The organism is Enterobacter cloacae complex sp. S3 (assembly GCF_014930495.1).
Classification (GTDB): Bacteria; Pseudomonadota; Gammaproteobacteria; order Enterobacterales; family Enterobacteriaceae; genus Enterobacter; species Enterobacter asburiae_B.
Genome location: NZ_JADBRD010000022.1, coordinates 96,196 through 116,558 on the forward strand (window position 1 = coordinate 96,196; position 20,363 = coordinate 116,558).

Sequence of the window (20,363 nt, forward strand, 5' to 3'; positions counted from 1 at the left end):
TCCGGGATACAGTAGAGGGATAGCGGTTAGATGAGCGACCTTGCGAGAGAAATTACACCGGTTAACATCGAGGAAGAGCTGAAGAGCTCCTATCTGGACTATGCGATGTCGGTCATTGTTGGCCGTGCGCTGCCGGACGTCCGCGATGGCCTTAAGCCGGTACACCGTCGCGTACTATACGCCATGAACGTATTGGGCAATGACTGGAATAAAGCCTATAAAAAATCTGCCCGCGTCGTCGGTGACGTCATCGGTAAATATCACCCGCATGGTGATACCGCCGTGTATGACACCATCGTTCGTATGGCGCAGCCATTCTCCTTGCGTTACATGCTGGTAGATGGTCAGGGTAACTTTGGTTCAGTCGACGGCGACTCCGCTGCGGCGATGCGTTATACGGAAATCCGTATGTCGAAAATCGCTCATGAGCTGATGGCCGACCTGGAAAAAGAGACCGTTGATTTCGTCGATAACTACGACGGCACCGAGCGCATCCCTGATGTGATGCCAACCAAGATCCCGAACCTGCTGGTTAACGGTTCCTCCGGTATCGCGGTCGGTATGGCAACCAACATTCCGCCGCACAATATCACCGAAGTGATCAACGGCTGCCTGGCCTATATCGACGATGAAGACATCAGCATTGAAGGGCTGATGGAACACATCCCGGGTCCGGACTTCCCAACGGCGGCGATTATCAACGGTCGTCGCGGTATTGAAGAAGCGTACCGCACCGGCCGCGGCAAGATTTACATCCGTGCCCGCGCCGAAGTGGAAGCGGACGCTAAAACCGGCCGTGAAACCATCATTGTTCACGAGATCCCGTATCAGGTGAACAAAGCGCGTCTGATTGAAAAAATCGCCGAGCTGGTAAAAGAAAAACGCGTTGAAGGCATCAGCGCGCTGCGTGACGAGTCTGACAAAGACGGTATGCGCATCGTGATTGAAATCAAACGCGACGCGGTGGGTGAGGTTGTGCTGAACAACCTGTACTCCCAGACTCAGCTTCAGGTTTCCTTCGGTATCAACATGGTTGCGCTGCACCATGGTCAGCCGAAGATCATGAACCTGAAAGAGATCCTGAGCGCGTTCGTGCGTCACCGCCGTGAAGTGGTGACCCGTCGTACCATCTTCGAACTGCGCAAAGCGCGTGACCGTGCGCACATCCTTGAAGCGCTGGCGGTTGCGCTGGCCAACATCGACCCGATCATCGAACTGATCCGTCGTGCGCCAACCCCGGCGGAGGCGAAAGCCGCCCTGATTTCCCGTCCGTGGGATTTGGGTAACGTCGCCGCGATGCTGGAACGTGCGGGCGATGACGCAGCCCGTCCTGAGTGGCTGGAACCTGAGTTCGGCGTGCGTGACGGTCAGTATTACCTGACTGAACAGCAGGCTCAGGCGATTCTGGATCTGCGTCTGCAGAAACTGACCGGCCTTGAGCACGAGAAACTGCTCGACGAATACAAAGAGCTGCTGGAACAGATTGCTGAACTGCTGCATATTCTGGGCAGCGCAGAGCGTCTGATGGAAGTGATCCGTGAAGAGCTGGAGCTGGTCCGCGATCAGTTCGGCGATGCGCGCCGCACCGAAATCACCGCGAACAGCTCTGATATCAACATTGAAGATCTGATCAAACGCGAAGACGTGGTGGTCACCCTGTCTCACCAGGGCTATGTGAAGTATCAGCCGCTGACCGACTACGAAGCACAGCGTCGTGGCGGTAAAGGTAAATCTGCGGCACGCATTAAAGAAGAAGACTTTATTGACCGCCTGCTGGTGGCGAACACCCATGACACGATCCTCTGCTTCTCCAGCCGCGGTCGTCTGTACTGGATGAAAGTCTATCAGCTGCCGGAAGCGAGCCGTGGCGCGCGTGGCCGTCCAATCGTTAACCTGCTGCCGCTGGAAGCGAACGAACGTATCACCGCCATCCTGCCGGTACGCGAGTACGAAGAGGGCGTGAACGTCTTTATGGCGACCGCCAGCGGTACCGTGAAGAAAACCGCGCTGACCGAGTTCAGCCGCCCACGTTCCGCCGGGATCATCGCGGTGAACCTGAACGAAGGCGACGAGCTGATCGGTGTGGATCTGACCTCCGGTTCTGATGAAGTGATGCTGTTCTCTGCGGCAGGTAAAGTGGTGCGCTTTAAAGAGAACGCCGTTCGTGCAATGGGGCGTACCGCTACGGGCGTTCGTGGTATCAAACTGGCTGGCGAAGACAGCGTTGTTTCTCTGATTATTCCGCGCGGTGAAGGGGCTATCCTGACCGTGACGCAGAATGGTTACGGTAAACGTACGGCGGAAGGGGAATACCCAACCAAGTCTCGCGGCACGCAGGGCGTTATCTCTATCAAAGTGACCGAGCGCAACGGTTCCGTTGTGGGCGCGGTGCAGGTAGACGATGCCGACCAGATCATGATGATCACCGATGCCGGTACGCTGGTGCGTACCCGCGTGTCTGAGATCAGCGTGGTGGGGCGTAACACCCAGGGCGTGATCCTCATCCGTACAGCGGAAGATGAAAACGTGGTGGGTCTGCAGCGAGTTGCTGAGCCGGTGGATGACGAAGAGCTCGATTCCATCGACGGTAGCGTTGCGGAAGGCGATGATGATATCGCGCCGGAAGCCGACACCGACGATGACGTAGCGGATGACGCTGACGAGTAATGTCTCCTGATGCAAAAAAGGGCCGGATTCCGGCCCTTTTCTTTTGCACAAGCAGATAAGTCAACGTTGCGACCTGGCGCGTTTACCGCTACCTTAACCACATTCTTTTGACCCCGACGGCGGAGCCTCGCCCCCTTGAAATACCTCGTCTCCTTTCGTACTACGCTGAAAGTTTCTCGCTATCTGTTTCGGGCGCTGGCGCTCTTGCTTTGGCTGCTGGTGGCCTTGTTCTCGGTGTTTTACATCGTTAACGCGCTACACCAGAAAGAAGCGGAGATCCGCCAGGAGTTTAACTTAAGCTCCGACCAGGCCCAGCGCTACATTCAGCGAACGTCTGACGTGATGAAGGAGCTGAAGTATATTGCCGAAAATCGTCTGACGGCGGAAAACGGCATCCTTGCGCTTCGCGGGCGTAACGACAAAACCGAAGTCCCGGACTTCCAGCCGCTGTTCCCGGATTCCGATTGCTCCACCATGAGCAATACCTGGCGCGGGTCGCTGGAATCCCTTGCCTGGTTTATGCGCTACTGGCGCGACAATTTCTCCGCCGCCTATGACCTGAACCGCGTATTCCTGATTGGCAGTGAAAATCTCTGCATGGCTGACTTTGGCCTGCGCGACGTGCCCGTTGAGCGTGACGATGCGCTGAAAAGCCTGCATGAACGTATTGTGAAATACCGCAATGCGCCGCAGGACGAGCGCGGGAATAACATCTTCTGGGTTAGCCAGGGCCCGCGCCCGGGCGTGGGCTATTTCTACGCCCTGACGCCGGTGTATCTGGGCAATCGCCTGCAGGCGCTGCTGGGGATTGAGCAGACCATTCGTATGGAAAACTTTTTCACTCCGGGCAGCCTGCCTATGGGGGTGACCATTCTGGATGAAAACGGTCATCAGCTGATCTCACTCGCCGGGCCGGATAACCGGTTAAACGTTGAACCGCACTGGATGCAGGAGCGGTCGTGGTTTGGCTATACCTCGGGCTTCCGCGAGCTGGTGCTGAAGAAGAGCCTGCCGCCTTCGTCGCTGAGTATTGTCTATTCGCTGCCGGTGGATATGGTGCTTGAGCGGATACGTATTCTCATCATGAATGCGATTCTGCTGAACCTGATCGCGGGCGGGGCGCTGTTTACCCTGGCGCGCATGTATGAGCGGAAAATCTTTATTCCGGCCGAAAGCGACGCCCAGCGGCTGGAGGAACACGAGCAGTTTAACCGGAAGATTGTCGCGTCGGCGCCGGTGGGGATCTGTATTCTGCGTACCCAGGACGGAACCAACATCCTGAGTAACGAGCTGGCGCATAACTACCTGAACATGCTGACGCACGAGGACCGCCAGAGGCTGACGCAAATTATCTGCGGTCAGCAGGTTAACTTTGTCGATGTGCTCACCAGCACGCACACCAACCTGCAGATCAGCTTTGTGCATTCCCGCTATCGCAATGAAAACGTGGCGATTTGCGTGCTGGTGGATGTCTCCGCGCGCGTGAAGATGGAAGAGTCGTTGCAGGAGATGGCGCAGGCTGCGGAGCAGGCCAGCCAGTCGAAATCCATGTTCCTTGCCACCGTCAGCCACGAGCTGCGAACGCCGCTGTACGGGATCATCGGTAACCTCGACCTGCTGCAGACCAAAGAGTTGCCGAAAGGGGTCGACAGGCTGGTGACGGCAATGAACAACTCCTCCAGCCTGCTGCTGAAAATCATCAGCGATATTCTCGACTTCTCTAAAATTGAGTCTGAGCAGCTGAAAATCGAACCGCGGGAGTTCTCGCCGCGCGAGGTGATGAACCACATCAGCGCCAACTATCTGCCGCTGGTGGTGCGTAAACAGCTGGGGCTCTACTGCTTTATTGAACCTGACGTGCCGCTGACGCTGCACGGCGATCCGATGCGCCTGCAGCAGGTCATTTCTAACCTGCTCAGCAACGCCATCAAATTCACCGACGTTGGCTGTATCGTGTTGCACGTCTGCCGGGCGGGGGATTACCTGAGCATTCGCGTGCGCGACACGGGTGTCGGCATCCCGGCGAAGGAAGTGGTTCGCCTGTTCGACCCGTTCTTCCAGGTCGGGACCGGCGTGCAGCGTAACTTCCAGGGCACCGGACTGGGGCTGGCGATTTGTGAGAAGCTCGTCAGCATGATGGACGGCGATATCTCTGTGGATACCGAGCCCGGCATGGGCAGCCAGTTCACCATCCGTATTCCGCTCTATTCGGCGCAGTATCCGGCAAAAGCGACGGTGGACGGGCTGAGCGACAAGCGCTGCTGGCTGGCGGTGCATAACGCCTCGCTGAATGACTACCTGACGGCGCTGCTTGCCCACAGCGGCGTGAGGGTGTGTCTCTATGAAGGTCAAACACCGGATGTGGACGATGTGCTGATTGCCGACGAGATGCCGGAGCAGCCGTGGCAGGGGAGAGGGGCAGTGCTCTTCTGCCGTCGCCACATCGGCATTCCTGTCGAGCGTGCACCCGGGGAATGGGTACACAGTGTTGCAACGCCGCACGAGCTGTTGAGCCTGCTGGCGCGCATCTACAAAGTGGAGCTGGAAGAGCGCGACGGCACGGGCGGATTGCCGTCACCGGAGTCTCTGGCGTCGGTGAATGACGATATGATGATTCTGGTGGTGGATGACCATCCGATTAACCGTCGCCTGCTGGCTGACCAGCTTGGATCGCTGGGCTACCAGTGCAAAACCGCCAATGACGGCGTGGATGCGCTGAATGTGCTGAGTAAAAATCATATTGATATCGTGCTTAGCGACGTCAACATGCCAAACATGGACGGCTACCGTCTGACGCAGCGCATCCGACAGCTTGGCCTGACGCTGCCGGTAGTGGGCGTAACGGCGAACGCGCTGGCGGAAGAGAAACAGCGTTGTCTGGAGTCAGGCATGGACAGCTGTCTGTCGAAACCGGTGACGCTGGACGTGCTGAAGCAGACATTGTCGATTTACGCGGATCGCGTGAGAAAAACCAGAATATAAAAAAGGCCCGTAAGGGCCTTTTCGTTTTTTCACCCTCTCCCCGCGGGAGAGGGACGGGGTGAGGGCATCAGGCCGCACACCCGTCCGGGATCAATCCTTGTCCGTTGCGCTCAGCGTAACGGAGGAGAGATAGTTCAGCAGAGCAATATCGTTGTCCACGCCCAGCTTCATCATCGCTGATTTCTTCTGGCTGCTGATGGTTTTAATGCTGCGGTTCAGCTTCTTGGCAATCTCGGTTACCAGGAAACCTTCTGCGAACAGGCGCAGAACTTCACTCTCTTTCGGGGACAGGCGTTTGTCACCGTAGCCACCCGCGCTGATTTTTTCCAGCAGACGAGAGACGCTCTCAGGCGTGAACTTCTTGCCTTTCTGCAGCGCAGCGAGCGCTTTTGGCAGATCGGTCGGGGCACCCTGTTTCAGCACAATCCCTTCGATGTCCAGATCCAACACCGCGCTCAGGATCGCCGGGTTGTTGTTCATGGTCAGAACAATGATCGAGATATCCGGGAAGTGACGCTTAATGTATTTGATGAGCGTGATCCCATCACCGTATTTGTCCCCAGGCATGGAGAGATCGGTAATGAGCACGTGCGCATCAAGCTTTGGGAGGTTATTGATCAGTGCTGTAGAGTCTTCAAATTCACCGACTACATTCACCCACTCGATCTGTTCAAGTGATTTGCGAATACCGAACAGTACAATCGGATGGTCATCGGCAATAATTACGTTCATATTGTTCATGTATAAGGCTACCTTGCTACAGCAAGCTTTTGACGTAGGCGTCAATGTCGCTGATGTATTTTTCAATGCCAGAGGCATCTTTCTCACGAATTAGATGTTCCAGCGTTTCACATAACTGCTTGCCGGGAACCAGATTAAGCATGGCAAACACCCCTTTAAGCCGGTGTGCTGTCTGTGCCAGCGCTGCAAAATCATTCGCAGCGGACTCAGTATACAACCGCTTAACATCATCTGGTACTGTATCAACAAAGAGTGAATAGTATCCGCTGGCGTGAAGCTCGGCATTTTCATTGCCGCCTAACGGTGACTCCGTTATCTCTTCCTGCGCCAGCTGCTCTTCTATTAGTTGTAGTACAGCTTCCTGCATCGCATTGCTTATATTAAAGTTGACGCGCAGCTGGCCAGGGCCGATTTTCCGCACGCCTGACTCATCATCGCTTAAAAGCAAGCCGGAGGCAGTAAGATTAGACGGATTATCAGTTAAAAACAGATCAAATTCTTGACTTGCAAGTCTTTCATCCGGCGTGATGCAGGCCGCTCCCCAGTTTTCTAACTGACGAACGACAATATTGCGGATCTCGTTCGAGGTCACGTCGACCATCACCACGACATCATCCAGCAGACGTTCCTCATCTTCTTCCTGCGGATTGGCCGCCATTTTCACGTGCAGAGAATAGCGGGTGCCGAGGGATTCACGTGCTTTGATGTTCAGGTGGCCGCCGAGCTTACGCGCCAGCTGATCGCACAGCCAGAAGGTCAGGGCATTGGCCTTGCCGTAGCGATCGCTCTGCGTGTCATTCAGGAACGGGAAGTGCAGATTATCAATTTCACTCGTTGTGACGCCTTCCCCGGTGTCCAGGATGCGGAACGTCAGACGGTCTTCTGCTGACTCCTCGGTGCTGACTTCAAGGGTGATCTTGCCGATCTGCGTGGTGGTCACGGCGTACTGAATAATCATCAGCAGAATGCGGCGCAGCGCTTCGCGATCGCCGTGGCGTTCGTCATTCGCAGGGAGATTGTTATTGATCAGCAGCTGCAGCCCTTTGCGCTTGATGACGGGCAGCACTTCCGGCACCACTTCATCGATCAAATCCTGAATGGAGAAGAGGGCTGGCGTTCCCTTCCAGAAATCATTCTCCAGCATGTTCGCCAGCTGGATCTCATCAACCATTCTGACCAGCGAATCGGCCTGGCAGGCAAGCTGGTGGCTTTCAGAGGTGTTTAGCGCCGCCGCCTGGGTCGCCAGCGTTTTTAACGGCTGCTTGAAGGCATCGCCAATGTTCTGCATAAATGCGGCGCGCCCCTGCTGGTTTTTCTCATACAGCCTTTGCGCCTGCTTGAGCTTCTTATTGACCAGCACTTCGCGATCCTGGTCGCGAATAATGAAGATTTGCGTGCGGGGAGCCACCTGGCTGCGGAACTGACGGATCTCGTACAGTTCATTGTTGATGGTTGCCTGAATCACCCCCTGGTGTTGATCCGCCATGGTGGTGATGTTCTGCAGGTTAAGGTGCGGCAGCAGATGGTCGGCAATTTTATTGCTCATCACCGTACGATTCGCCTCCTGGTCGTGAACCAGGACCCCAAGCGGCAGCACGGAAATAATCTCTTCATTCAGTGCACGTAATACGCGCAGCTCGTTGCTGGTGCCGGCCGGAACCGCAGAGGCGTCGCTCTGACGACCCGTCTGGAAACGGAAGGTGCTGTAGCCAAACAGGGCCAGCGCCAGCAGACCGATATTCAGCAGCAGAGGCAGCAGGATATTTTGCAGGGTGTCGAGCAACAGCGTGCCAAACGGTACCTGCCACACCAGGCGCATACCGGTCGAGTTCAGCGATGAGGCAATTTCGATTTTCGAGCCGTTAAAGGAGATCGATACGCTCTCTGCGGCCTCTTTGTCAGACGCCGCACGCATGTTCTGGGTGCTGGTGTCTGGCTCCAGGCGGAAGCTGTCGAGCGGCATGTCCGGCGGGATTAAATCATTAATCGGTAAATCGAAGGCCACTACCGTCGCCAGATGTCCGGGCTGGTTGAACGTGGTACGCAGGGTAAAATAATGGCCGTTTTGCCAGGCCAGACGACGCAGGGAAGAGAAACTCTCACGTTCATCAAGGGCGTTCGCCTGCTGCAGCATCTCTGCCCGGCGGGAATCGACGATGCTGCCCACGGTTGTCTCTTTAAAGCCGGACGAGAGATCTTTTAACGGCAGCGTTGAGATCAGGATCATGCTGTTATCCTGACCGTTCAGATAATACATCGACCACGGAACCGTTTCGGCACCCCAGAGGGTATCCAGGTAGGTCGAAATACGCTGCGTCATCTCAAGCGTCGCGCTGTCGTGAGAACCGAAAATAAGAGCCTCGGTCTTACGCTGCGGTTTTTCGAGATAATAGACATCCTGCTTAAGCCGCGTCTCCTGAAGTCCATCCCCGGATGAGGAGGTCGGGGCTGCCGCGATATTGTCGTAAATCTGCCAGGTGGCGTAGCGCCAGGTGTCTATGCGCTTGTGCACGGCATGGGTGATATCAACGACCTGATAGCTCTTATCCTTCAGCCAGGCGTTAACCGCGCTTTGTACCATCACCCCCATGGTGACTAACAGCACAACGATCAAAAGAAGAAAGAAACGGGTGATGCTCCCGGGGAGGAGGGAGAATTTGCTCGGGGCGGTAGTTTCAGTCTGACTCATTGATATATTTAACCCGTTATGGTCGTGCTCTGTGGCGATAGGGCAGTATAAAGGGTAATAACTGAATTTCCAGCGCGACTGTCCGGGAAGAGGCGACTTTTTCTCCGGACAATATCGGCGGCGGGGAGTGCAGAAAACATGTACAAACTCGCCATGCACGTACAAATAATCGACCCACGCCGTCAATAAATAGCACGAATTAACAAGAAATTAAGTTTTTGCACCAATTTATGGACTTCGGAGAATACCCGACGAGAATTTAGTTAATAGTCGTTACAATTACGGTGCGGTAGCACAAAAAAAGAGAAGTTACGTAAAGAAAGGTAAAAAAAAACCGAATGCGAAGCATCCGGTTCAATTAGGGATAAACAGACATTCAAAACTGAATGACGGTAATAAATAAAGTTAATGATGATAGCGAGAGTTATTTTAGAGATTAGCTGCGATCTTGTTTTGTCATTCAGTGCTGTAACGCACTTTATTGCAACTCACTGATATTTATGGGGTGATTTTTCCGTTTGATTATAAGTGCTAATTTTATAAGCTATTTGTGCTTTGTAAAAGTTCCTTGATATTTACATTTTGAAACATGTTGATGGATGAATGAAACATCTTCAAAGTTTTCGTATCATATTCGCATTGGATTATTCTGTAATTTTGAGGAGAATGAAATTGCCGACTGGTTAATGAGGGTTAACCAGTAAGCAGTGGCAATTATAAGGCATATAACAGAGGGTTAATAAAATGAAAGTTAAAGTACTGTCCCTCCTGGTACCAGCACTCCTGGTGGCAGGCGCAGCAAATGCGGCCGAAATTTATAACAAAGATGGCAACAAATTAGATCTGTACGGCAAAGTCGATGGTCTGCACTATTTCTCTGACGACAAGGGTGCCGACGGCGACCAGACCTACATGCGTCTTGGCTTCAAAGGCGAAACTCAGGTTAACGATCAGCTGACCGGTTACGGCCAGTGGGAATACCAGATCCAGGGCAACACCTCCGAAAGCGAAAACGATGCCTGGACGCGTGTGGCGTTCGCGGGTCTGAAATTCGGTGACGCGGGTTCTTTCGATTACGGTCGTAACTACGGCGTAATCTACGACGTAACCTCCTGGACTGACGTTCTGCCAGAATTTGGCGGCGATACCTACGGCGCAGACAACTTCCTGCAGTCCCGTGCTAACGGCGTAGCGACCTACCGTAACCAGGACTTCTTCGGTCTGGTAGATGGTCTGAACTTTGCCCTGCAGTATCAGGGTAAAAACGGCAGCGTAAGCGGTGAAAACGTGAAAACGTAGGTGGCCGTAGCCTGCTGAAACAGAACGGCGACGGCTACGGTGCATCCGTGACCTATAACCTGGGCGAAGGTTTCAGCGTGGGTGGCGCAATGTCCTCCTCCAAACGTACCGCCGATCAGAACGGCGCAAGCGTTTACGGTCATGGCGATAACGCAGAAGTCTATTCTGGCGGCCTGAAATACGATGCCAACAACATCTATCTGGCAGCGCAGTACTCCCAGACCTACAACGCAACCCGTTTCGGTACCTCTAACGGCGACAGCCCGACTACCGCTTACGGCTTCGCTAACAAAGCGCAGAACTTCGAAGTGGTTGCTCAGTACCAGTTCGACTTCGGCCTGCGTCCATCCGTGGCTTACCTGCAGTCTAAAGGGAAAGACATCGAAGGTTACGGCGATCAGGATCTGCTGAAATATGTTGATGTTGGTGCGACTTACTACTTCAACAAAAACATGTCCACCTACGTGGATTACAAAATCAACCTGGTTGATGAAAATGAATTCACCCGTCAGGCGGGTATCGGTACTGACGATATCGTAGCGCTGGGCCTGGTTTACCAGTTCTAATCGCTTCACCGTGTGACGTAAGGGGCCTGATGGCCCCTTTTTTGTGCTTCCCGGATTCTCACAACTCACCCGTTTTGGTGTACTCTTGCCGCCCTGGCATGAGGATAATAATGAATGGACATGACTTTTTTACGCGCCAGCTTTCTGGCTATGCTTTTTTTCCTGACCGCGTGTAACGATCCCACTCCCGTGGCGAAAACCGACGCACCCGCCGCGACGGTGCTCGAAGGCAAAACGATGGGCACCTTCTGGCGCGTCAGCGTGATGAACCTCGATAAAACGCGCACAGATGAACTTCGCGGCAAAATCCAGTCTCAGCTGGATGCCGACGATCAGCTGCTCTCAACCTATAAAAATGATTCGGCGCTGATGCGCTTTAATCTCTCCACCAGTACCTCCCTGTGGCCGGTGAGCGAAGCGATGGCCGATATCGTGACCGAATCCATACGCGTGGGTTACAAAACCAACGGGGCGATGGATGTGACCGTCGGACCTCTGGTGAACCTCTGGGGATTTGGCCCTAACAAACAGCCGATGACCACGCCTGAACAGGCGGCCATTGATGACGCCCGCGCCCGGACAGGGCTGCAGCATCTGACGGTGATCAATCAGTACGGGCAACAGTACCTGCAAAAAGATATCCCCGATCTGTTTGTCGATCTGTCGACGGTTGGGGAAGGCTATGCGGCGGATCATCTTGCTGCGCTGATGGCCCAGGAAGGCATTTCCCGCTATCTGGTCTCCGTGGGCGGCGCGTTAGTCAGCCGGGGGATGAACGCCAGCGATAAGCCGTGGCGCGTAGCGATTCAAAAACCGACCGATCGGCAAAATGCCGTGCAGGCGATAGTGGATATCAACGGTCACGGCATCAGTACTTCCGGAAGCTACCGTAACTATTACGAGCTTGACGGGAAGCGTATTTCGCATGTTATCGATCCGCAGACCGGCCGTCCCATCACGCATAATCTGGTCTCGGTGACGGTCATTGCCCCCACCGCGCTGGAAGCGGATGCCTGGGATACCGGATTAATGGTTCTCGGCCCGGAAAAAGCCAAAGAGGTGGTTCGCCAGGAAGGACTGGCGGTTTATATGATCACCAAAGAGGGCGACGGGTTCAAAACCTGGAGCTCGCCGCAGTTCAAGAGTTTCCTGGTGCACGACAAAAATTAAAAAGCAAGGTTGCGGGTTTTTTATCACTGGCGCTCAGGCACGCTCTATGTATGCTTACATGAGGAGCCGATAATGAGAAACCCGACCTTTATTACCGATGAGGATCGCTGGCAGGCCGTGCTGGCCCGCGATCCGCGCGCTGACGAGCGGTTTGTCTTCGCCGTACAGACTACGGGAATTTTCTGCCGCCCGTCATGCCGTGCCCGCCACGCGCTGCGTAAAAACGTCCGCTTTTATCCCGATGCCCACCATGCCGTACAGGCAGGATTTCGCCCGTGCAAGCGCTGCATGCCGGACAAACGCGATCCGCAGGAGCAGAAGCTGGCAAAAGTGGAACACGCCTGCCGTCTTCTGGAGCAGGATCCCACGCTAACCCTTGAAGGGCTGGCGCAGCAGGTGGCCATGAGCCCTTTCCATTTCCACCGTCTGTTTAAGTCCGTGACCGGCATGACGCCAAAAGCCTGGCAGCAGGCGGCGCGAGGCCAGCGCCTGCGCACCGCGCTTGCACAGGGAGACAAAATTACCGACGCCGTGCTGGCAGCGGGGTTTCCCGACAGCAGCAGCTATTATCGTAAAGCCAACGATGCGCTGGGCATGACGGCGAAGCAGTACCGCAAAGGGGATGTGGCGGTGCGTTATGCCATCAGCGACTGTTCGTTAGGACGCTGTCTGGTGGCAGAAAGCGAGCGGGGGATCTGCGCGATCCTGCTGGGTGACAGCGATGAAGAATTAACCGAAGAGCTTGCCGCGCAATTTCCAAAAGCAGCACATGCGCCGCTGGAAGAGGATTTCGCGCAGCGGGTCCAGCAGGTGATTGCCAGTATTGATAACCGCGACGTACCGCTTGCGCTGCCGCTGGATATTCGCGGAACCGCGTTCCAGCAGCGCGTCTGGCAGGCCCTTCGCAACATTCCCTGCGGCGAAACGGCAAGTTACCAGCAGGTGGCGCAGGCGATTGGCCAGCCCAGTGCGGTACGCGCCGTTGCCGGCGCCTGTGCGGCAAACACGCTGGCGATTGTGATCCCCTGTCATCGCGTGGTTCGTAACGACGGCGCGCTGTCGGGTTACCGTTGGGGGACGGCGCGAAAAGCGCTATTACTGAAACGTGAGGCGAAACGCCAGGAGGGATAATGCTCGATCTTTTTGCGGATGCTGAACCCTGGCAGGAGCCGCTTGCGCCGGGGGCGGTGATCCTGCGCCGCTTTGCGCTCTCCCGTGCGGCGGCGCTGCTGGCCGGTATCGACGAGGTGACGGCGGTTTCGCCGTTTCGCCATATGGTGACGCCGGGCGGCTACACCATGTCGGTAGCCATGGCCAACTGCGGGGAACTGGGCTGGGCGACGAACGAGCGGGGCTATCTGTATGCCCCGAACGATCCCGCTACCGGCCAGCCGTGGCCCCCGATGCCCGCGGTTTTTCAGGCTCTCTGCCACGAGGCCGCCGTAGCAGCGCAGTATCCTGACTTCCGGCCGGATGCCTGCCTGATCAACCGCTACGCCGTTGGCGCGAAGCTCTCGCTGCATCAGGACAAGGATGAACCCGATCTGCGCGCGCCTATCGTCTCGGTATCGTTAGGTTTGCCTGCCGTCTTCCAGTTTGGGGGATTACGCCGCAACGACCCGCTCAAGCGCATCATGCTGGAACATGGCGATGTGGTGGTGTGGGGCAGGGAGTCGCGGCTGTATTATCACGGCATTCAGCCGCTGAAACCCGGGGTTCACCCGCTCACGGGCGAGTACCGTTATAACCTGACCTTCCGTCAGGCGGGGCACGGTAAACTAAAATAAGAATTATTCTTGATGTACACGCAGGGCAGTTTACACTGCTGGCTGATTTTTATTGTCCGGATTGCCTGCATGCAACTACTTCTCCTCGTCTGGCGTCAGTATCGCTGGCCCTTCATTGCAGTAATGGCGTTAAGCCTCGCCAGCGCCGCGCTGGGTATTGGCCTGATCGCGTTTATTAACGTGCGGTTGATTGAAATGGTCGATACCTCGCTCTCCGTTCTGCCGGAGTTTCTCGGCCTGCTGCTCCTGTTGATGGCGGTTACGCTCGGTTCCCAGCTGGCGCTGACCACGCTCGGGCACCATTTCGTATTCCGTTTGCGCAGTGAGTTTATCAAGCGGATCCTGGACACCCAGGTTGAGCGCGTTGAGCAGCTCGGCAGCGCATCCCTGCTGGCGGGGCTGACCAGCGACGTGCGCGCCATCACCATCGCGTTCGTTCGGCTGCCGGAGCTGGTGCAGGGGATCGTTCTGACCTTTGGCTCGGCTGCCTATCTCGCCTGGCTCTCCAGCAAAATGCTGGCGGTGACCGCCCTGTGGATTGCCATTACCATCTGGGGCGGCTTTATGCTGGTGTCGCGCGTCTATAAACATATGGCGGTGCTACGCGAAACCGAAGATAAACTTTATAACGATTACCAGACGGTCCTGGAAGGGCGCAAAGAGCTCACCCTGAACCGCGAGCGCGCCGAGCATATCTTTAATCATCTCTATATCCCGGACGCGCGCGAATACCGTCATCATATTATTCGCGCCGACACCTTCCACCTGAGCGCGGTGAACTGGTCAAACATCATGATGCTGGGTGCCATTGGCCTGGTATTCTGGATGGCGAACGGCCTGGGCTGGGCGGACACCAACGTAGCGGCAACCTACTCGCTGACGCTGCTGTTTTTACGCACGCCGCTGCTCTCGGCGGTCGGTGCGTTGCCCACCCTGCTGAGTGCGCAGGTGGCCTTTAATAAGCTCAAAAAATTCGATCTCGCGCCGTTTAAAGCCGAATTCCCGCGCCCGCAGGCCTTCCCTAACTGGCAGACGCTGGAGCTGCGTAACGTCACGTTCCGCTATCAGGACAGCGCCTTCTCCGTGGGGCCGGTCAACCTGACGATCCGCCGCGGTGAACTGCTGTTCCTCATCGGCGGCAACGGCAGCGGTAAATCTACGCTGGCGATGTTGCTGACCGGACTCTATCAGCCGCAGTCGGGCGAGATTTTGCTGGATGGCAGGGCGCTGAGCGCGGAGAAGCCCGAGGATTACCGCAAGCTTTTCTCGGCGGTGTTCACCGACGTCTGGCTGTTCGATCGGCTGCTGGGGCCGGAAGGGCAACCGGCCAATCCTGCGCTGGTGGAAAAATGGCTGGCGCAGCTGCAGATGTCGCACAAGCTGGAGTTACAGGACGGGAAGATCCTCAACCTGAAGCTTTCCAAAGGGCAGAAAAAGCGCGTGGCGCTGCTGCTGGCGCTGGCGGAAGAGCGTGACATCATCCTGCTGGACGAGTGGGCTGCGGATCAGGACCCGCATTTCCGCCGCGAGTTTTATCAGGTGCTGTTGCCGCTGATGCAGGAGATGGGCAAAACCATTTTCGCCATCAGCCACGACGATCACTACTTCATTCATGCTGACCGCCTGCTGGAGATGCGTGACGGCAAGCTGAGCGAGCTGACCGGTGAAGAGCGCGTTGCGGCCTCGCGTGACGCGGTAGCGCGCACGGCCTGATGCCCTTACCCTGGCCCTCTCCCACTGGGAGAGGGGATAAATCGTGGCCGCGATGCCGCTTTTTTCTCCATCCCGTCCCGTTGTTTATTCTTATTTACATATCCCCGCGCTATGCTTAACCCCAACTCATTTAATGGATTTATGATTGATGTCGGTATTAAAGAAAAACAGCGCCAGACAGCGTGACCAGGAGCGCGCGCGACTCATCTGGCTTCTCACGACCGATAAAGCGGTCACTTCTACGCTTTTAGGCAAACTCACCCTGGCTGAGCAATATGATGTCGGCACCCTGGCCGACGATATTGCTGAGGTAGGTGCGCTGGTTGCTCATTTACCCCCGCCGGATCTGGCGGATACCCTTGAAGCGCTTCCCTCGGAAGAACGCCACGCCCTGTGGCGTCTGGTGCAGGATCACGAGCGCGGGCAGGTGCTGCTTGAGGCCTCCGAAAACGTCTGGGACGACCTGATCGACGAGATGAGCGACCGGGATATTCTCGACGCTCTGCAAACCCTGGATATCGACGAGCAGATTTACCTCGTTCAGCATCTGCCGCGAAACCTGACCGGTCGCCTGCTGGCGTCGCTGCCTGCCGATGAACGCGCGCGCGTCCGTCAGGTGATGCACTACGAGAAAAACAGCGTCGGCGCGATCATGGAGTTCGGCGTTATCACGGTGCGACCGGACGTCACGCTCGGTACCGTGCAGCGCTATCTGCGTCGCCTGGGCAAAATGCCGGACAACACCGATAAACTCTTTGTTACCTCCCGGGATAAAACCCTGCTTGGCGAGCTGGAGCTGAAAACCATCCTGCTCAACAGCACCCAGCGGAAGGTGAGCGAGGTGATGGAAAACGAGCCGATGGTCTTCTCCCCGGAAGACGACGCGGAGAAAGCGGCGCGTACCTTCGAGCGTGACGACCTGGTGAGTGCCGCCGTCGTGGATTCCGTCGGCAAACTGATGGGGCGTCTGACCATCGATGAGATCGTTGATGTGGTCTATGAAGAAACCGACAACGACCTGCGCGCGCTCGGAGGGATCAGCGCCGAAGATGACGTCCATGCCTCCGTCGGCAAGGCGGTGAAAACGCGCTGGGCGTGGCTGGCCATTAACCTGTGCACCGCGTTTATCGCCTCCCGGGTGATCGACGGTTTTGAACACACCATTTCGCAGCTGGTGGCGCTGGCCTCGCTGATGCCGATTGTGGCCGGAATTGGCGGCAACACCGGAAACCAGACCATCACCATGATCGTCCGCGCCCTGGCGCTGGAAAACATTCAGCCCGGTAACTTTGCCTTTCTGATCTTCAGGGAGATGGGCGTGGCGCTGATTAACGGCCTGGTGTGGGGCGGGATTATGGGCGGCATCACCTGGTGGCTGTACGACGATATGGCCCTGGGCGGCGTGATGATGCTGGCGATGGTGCTGAACCTGCTGGTGGCATCAATGATGGGGGTCATTATCCCGCTGACGATGACCAAACTGGGGCGCGACCCCGCGGTGGGGTCGAGCGTGATGATCACCGCCATCACCGATACCGGCGGTTTCTTTATTTTTCTTGGGCTGGCGACGATTTTTCTTCTGTAGCCCGACGCTTAATGCGGGCGGGGAAGAGTGCCATGACGATAATCCCGCCCAGCACGCCAATCGCCAGATTGCCGGTTGATACTGTGGCGGCAACGGTGACCAGCATGACGACCGTTTCTGCTATCGGGGCCGTTTTCACCGTGGCTGGCTGAAGGCTTTGCCAGCTGAAGGTTTTGACGGCGACAATCGCCATAATACCCGCCAGCACCGCCATCGGGATGTTGGCCATCACGTCGCTGAGCGCCGTCACCAGGATCAGCAGCACGATGCCCGCCGCAAAGGTTGAAATGCGGCTTCGACCTTTCCCCATCTCCACGTTGACGATGGTTTGTCCGATCATCGCGCAGCCTGCAATCCCGCCATAAAATCCGGCCAGAATATTGCCGACGCCTAGTCCAATGCTTTCGCGGCGTTTACCTGACGGTGTCGAGGTCAGCTCATCCACCAGCTTTGCCGTCAGCAGGGATTCCAGCAGGCCGACAAACGCGATGCTCAGCGCGCACGGCCAGATAATGCTCAGCGTCTGCACATTGAGCGGGACCAGCAGCTCGGTAAGACCCGGCAAACCTCCGCTCATGGAGCCTTCATCGCCCACGGTTGGCAGGATTTGACCGGTTGAAACGGTGAACAAGGTAAGCACAACAATCGCAATCAGCGGGGAAGGGATGCTTTTGATATAGCGCGGCACCCACAGCACGATCAGCAGCGTCAGGACGAACAGGCCCACAATCAGCGGGCTTCGGCTCCAGAAATGCGGTACCTGAGCGAAGAAGATCAAAATGCCCAGGGCGTTAACAAATCCGGTCATGACCGACTGAGGTATAAAGCGCATCAGCCTTGCCATGCCCAGCACGCCAAACAGAATCTGAATCATGCCCGCCATCAGCACGGCGGGAAGAATGTACTGTACGCCGTGCTGATGCACCATCGGGCCAATGACCAGCGCCACGGACCCGGCCGCTGCCGTGACCATCGCCGGACGGCCCCCGAGTACAGACAGGGCAAGACACAGCACCACGGAGGCGATCAGGCTGACCTTCGGGTCAACGCCCGCCACCACCGAAAATGAGATAACCTCGGGGATCAGCGCCAGGGCGGTAATCACGCCTGCCAGCGTTTCACGCGTCAGCCGCTTTGGGGAACGCAGCACGTTGGCTACGCGGTCTTCGGGGGATACAGCAGAATGGGGTAGGGACATAACAGTTCGCTGGTTAGGGCAGGCTTCCGTGCGCGCGATCGCAAAACGCAACATACTATCCAGTAAAACCGCGCTTTACCAGACGCATCGATAATTCCTCACAAACAATCCATCATTAAATTTCACAATTACAATAATTTCGTAACCTTTAAACAATATTTAAAAGTTGTTACCGTGCCCCCGCAGCTTTTTTCACCTGCAATTTCCACGCATCAAGCACTTTTACACTAAGGCATAAATTATGAAAAAAATGACTGCCATGCTCTTTTCTCTGGCCGTGGGGCTTAACACCGTCTCCATGGCGGCGAAAGCTGACGCACCAAAAGAGCAGGAAACGGACGTCCTTTTAATTGGTGGCGGTATCATGAGCGCCACGCTGGGAACCTATCTGCAAGAACTGCAGCCGGACTGGTCTATGACCATGGTCGAGCGCCTTGATGGCGTGGCGCAGGAGAGTTCAAACGGATGGAATAACGCCGGTACCGGCCATTCGGCACTCATGGAACTGAACTATACGCCGCAGAAAAAGGACGGTTCCATTAGTATCGAGAAGGCGGTAGAGATCAACGAAGCATTCCAGGTTTCTCGCCAGTTCTGGTCTCATCAGGTCAACAGCGGCGTGATGCACGACCCGCACTCCTTCATCAACACCGTGCCGCACATGAGCTTTGTGTGGGGTGAGCAGAACGTTAACTTCCTGCGCGCGCGCTACGCCGCTCTGCAGCAGAGCACGCTGTTCCGCGGGATGAAATACTCTGAAGACCACGCGCAGATTAAAGAGTGGGCTCCGCTGGTCATGGAAGGTCGTGACCCGAACCAGAAAGTGGCGGCAACCCGTACCGAAATTGGTACCGACGTTAACTACGGCGAAATTACCCGTCAGCTGGTGACGTCTCTGAAGAAAAAAGAGAACTTCAACCTGCAGCTCAGCACCGAAGTGCGCGGTTTCAAGCGCAACGCGGATAACAGCTGGAGCGTGACCGTCGCCGATCTGAAAAACAACGAAGCCGAGCACGTCATCAAGGCGAAGTTTGTCTTTATCGGTGCGGGCGGCGCGGCGCTGAAGCTGCTGCAGGAGTCCGGTATTCCGGAAGCGGACGACTACGCGGGCTTCCCGGTGGGCGGCCAGTTCCTGGTGTCCGATAACCCGGAAGTGGTGAATCGTCATCTGGCAAAAGTGTACGGCCAGGCTTCCGTTGGCGCACCGCCGATGTCTGTTCCGCATATCGACACCCGTATGCTTGACGGCAAACGCGTGGTGCTGTTTGGGCCGTTCGCGACCTTCTCCACCAAGTTCCTGAAAAATGGCTCCCTGTGGGATCTGCTCAGCGCCACGACCACCTCTAACGTCAAGCCGATGATGGACGTGGGTCTGGATAACTTCGACCTGGTGAAATACCTGATTAGCCAGGTGATGCTCTCTGACGACGACCGTTTCGAGGCGCTGAAAGAGTACTATCCGCAGGCGAAAAAAGAAGACTGGCGTCTGTGGCAGGCGGGTCAGCGCGTACAGATCATCAAGCGCGATCCGAAAGAGGGTGGCGTGCTGCGTCTGGGTACCGAAGTGGTAAGCGATAAGGATGGCACCATCGCCGCGCTGCTGGGTGCGTCGCCGGGCGCGTCTACCGCTGCGCCAATCATGCTGCACCTGATGGAAAAAGTGTTTAAAGATAAAGTCGCCAGCCCGGAATGGCAGGCGAAGCTGAAAACCATTATTCCATCCTACGGCACGAAGCTGAACGGCAACGTGAGCGCGACGGAGCAGGAGCTGGAATACACCAGCCGCGTACTGCAGCTGCAGTACATCAAGCCACAGGCTGCGGATGCGGCGCCAAAAGCGGAGCTGAAGCCTCAGCCGGAAAACAAACCGGTTGCGGATATCGCGCTGTAAGATAAAAGCAAAACGGTAACATCCGTTACCGTTTTTAGTGTTTTCTCCCTCTCCCAGTGGGAGAGGGGTGGGGTG

At 56.1% G+C, this 20,363-nt stretch carries 11 protein-coding genes and 1 pseudogene; 9 read left to right on the plus strand and 3 right to left on the minus strand.

Annotation, left to right across the window (positions count from 1 at the left end; translation table 11 throughout):
• The first annotated feature begins 30 nt into the window (after nt 1–30).
• Complete coding sequence (gyrA, locus tag IM317_RS14530; RefSeq protein ID WP_193362478.1) at nt 31–2,667, plus strand: DNA topoisomerase (ATP-hydrolyzing) subunit A; 2,637 nt, start codon at nt 31–33, stop codon at nt 2,665–2,667.
• Nucleotides 2,668–2,802: 135 nt separating this feature from the next.
• Nucleotides 2,803–5,649, plus strand: coding sequence for a two-component system sensor histidine kinase RcsC (rcsC, locus tag IM317_RS14535; RefSeq protein ID WP_033146061.1), 2,847 nt, complete (start codon nt 2,803–2,805; stop codon nt 5,647–5,649).
• Nucleotides 5,650–5,739: 90 nt separating this feature from the next.
• Here the strand turns inward: rcsC and rcsB are convergent, their stop codons facing one another.
• Nucleotides 5,740–6,390, minus strand: coding sequence for a response regulator transcription factor RcsB (rcsB, locus tag IM317_RS14540; RefSeq protein ID WP_003859405.1), 651 nt, complete (start codon nt 6,388–6,390; stop codon nt 5,740–5,742).
• 16 nt (nt 6,391–6,406) lie between these two features.
• Nucleotides 6,407–9,079, minus strand: a complete 2,673-nt coding sequence (gene rcsD, locus IM317_RS14545; protein WP_033146060.1) for a phosphotransferase RcsD — start codon at nt 9,077–9,079, stop codon at nt 6,407–6,409.
• A 744-nt stretch (nt 9,080–9,823) separates the two neighbouring features.
• Here rcsD and IM317_RS14550 point away from each other — a divergent pair.
• The 6 genes and pseudogenes from IM317_RS14550 to mgtE all read left to right on the plus strand — a co-directional run bounded on the left by IM317_RS14550 (nt 9,824) and on the right by mgtE (nt 17,199).
• Nucleotides 9,824–10,944, plus strand: a pseudogene (locus tag IM317_RS14550) (porin OmpC).
• Nucleotides 10,945–11,058: 114 nt separating this feature from the next.
• Nucleotides 11,059–12,114 carry an FAD:protein FMN transferase ApbE gene (apbE, locus tag IM317_RS14555; protein WP_033146056.1) on the plus strand — a complete coding sequence of 352 codons (1,056 nt, stop codon included), beginning with the start codon at nt 11,059–11,061 and terminating at the stop codon, nt 12,112–12,114.
• Between the two features lie 72 nt (nt 12,115–12,186).
• Nucleotides 12,187–13,245: a bifunctional DNA-binding transcriptional regulator/O6-methylguanine-DNA methyltransferase Ada gene (ada, locus tag IM317_RS14560; RefSeq protein ID WP_033146055.1), complete on the plus strand. Its 1,059-nt coding sequence runs from the start codon at nt 12,187–12,189 to the stop codon at nt 13,243–13,245.
• Nucleotides 13,245–13,901 carry a DNA oxidative demethylase AlkB gene (alkB, locus tag IM317_RS14565; RefSeq protein ID WP_033146054.1) on the plus strand — a complete coding sequence of 219 codons (657 nt, stop codon included), beginning with the start codon at nt 13,245–13,247 and terminating at the stop codon, nt 13,899–13,901. Before ada ends, alkB begins: the two co-directional genes overlap by 1 nt.
• Nucleotides 13,902–13,970: 69 nt before the next feature.
• A complete protein-coding gene (locus IM317_RS14570) occupies nt 13,971–15,614 on the plus strand; it encodes a multidrug ABC transporter permease/ATP-binding protein (protein ID WP_049015314.1) in 1,644 nt (547 codons plus the stop codon).
• 148 nt (nt 15,615–15,762) lie between these two features.
• Nucleotides 15,763–17,199: a magnesium transporter gene (gene mgtE / locus IM317_RS14575; RefSeq protein ID WP_021241530.1), complete on the plus strand. Its 1,437-nt coding sequence runs from the start codon at nt 15,763–15,765 to the stop codon at nt 17,197–17,199.
• Here mgtE and IM317_RS14580 read toward each other — a convergent pair.
• Complete coding sequence (locus IM317_RS14580; RefSeq protein WP_033146053.1) at nt 17,162–18,451, minus strand: SulP family inorganic anion transporter; 1,290 nt, start codon at nt 18,449–18,451, stop codon at nt 17,162–17,164. The two genes, mgtE and IM317_RS14580, sit on opposite strands and share 38 nt — an antisense overlap.
• A gap of 187 nt (nt 18,452–18,638) precedes the next feature.
• Between IM317_RS14580 and mqo the strand changes: the two genes are divergently transcribed.
• Nucleotides 18,639–20,288: a malate dehydrogenase (quinone) gene (gene mqo / locus IM317_RS14585; protein ID WP_032646585.1), complete on the plus strand. Its 1,650-nt coding sequence runs from the start codon at nt 18,639–18,641 to the stop codon at nt 20,286–20,288.
• Nucleotides 20,289–20,363: the final 75 nt, after the last annotated feature.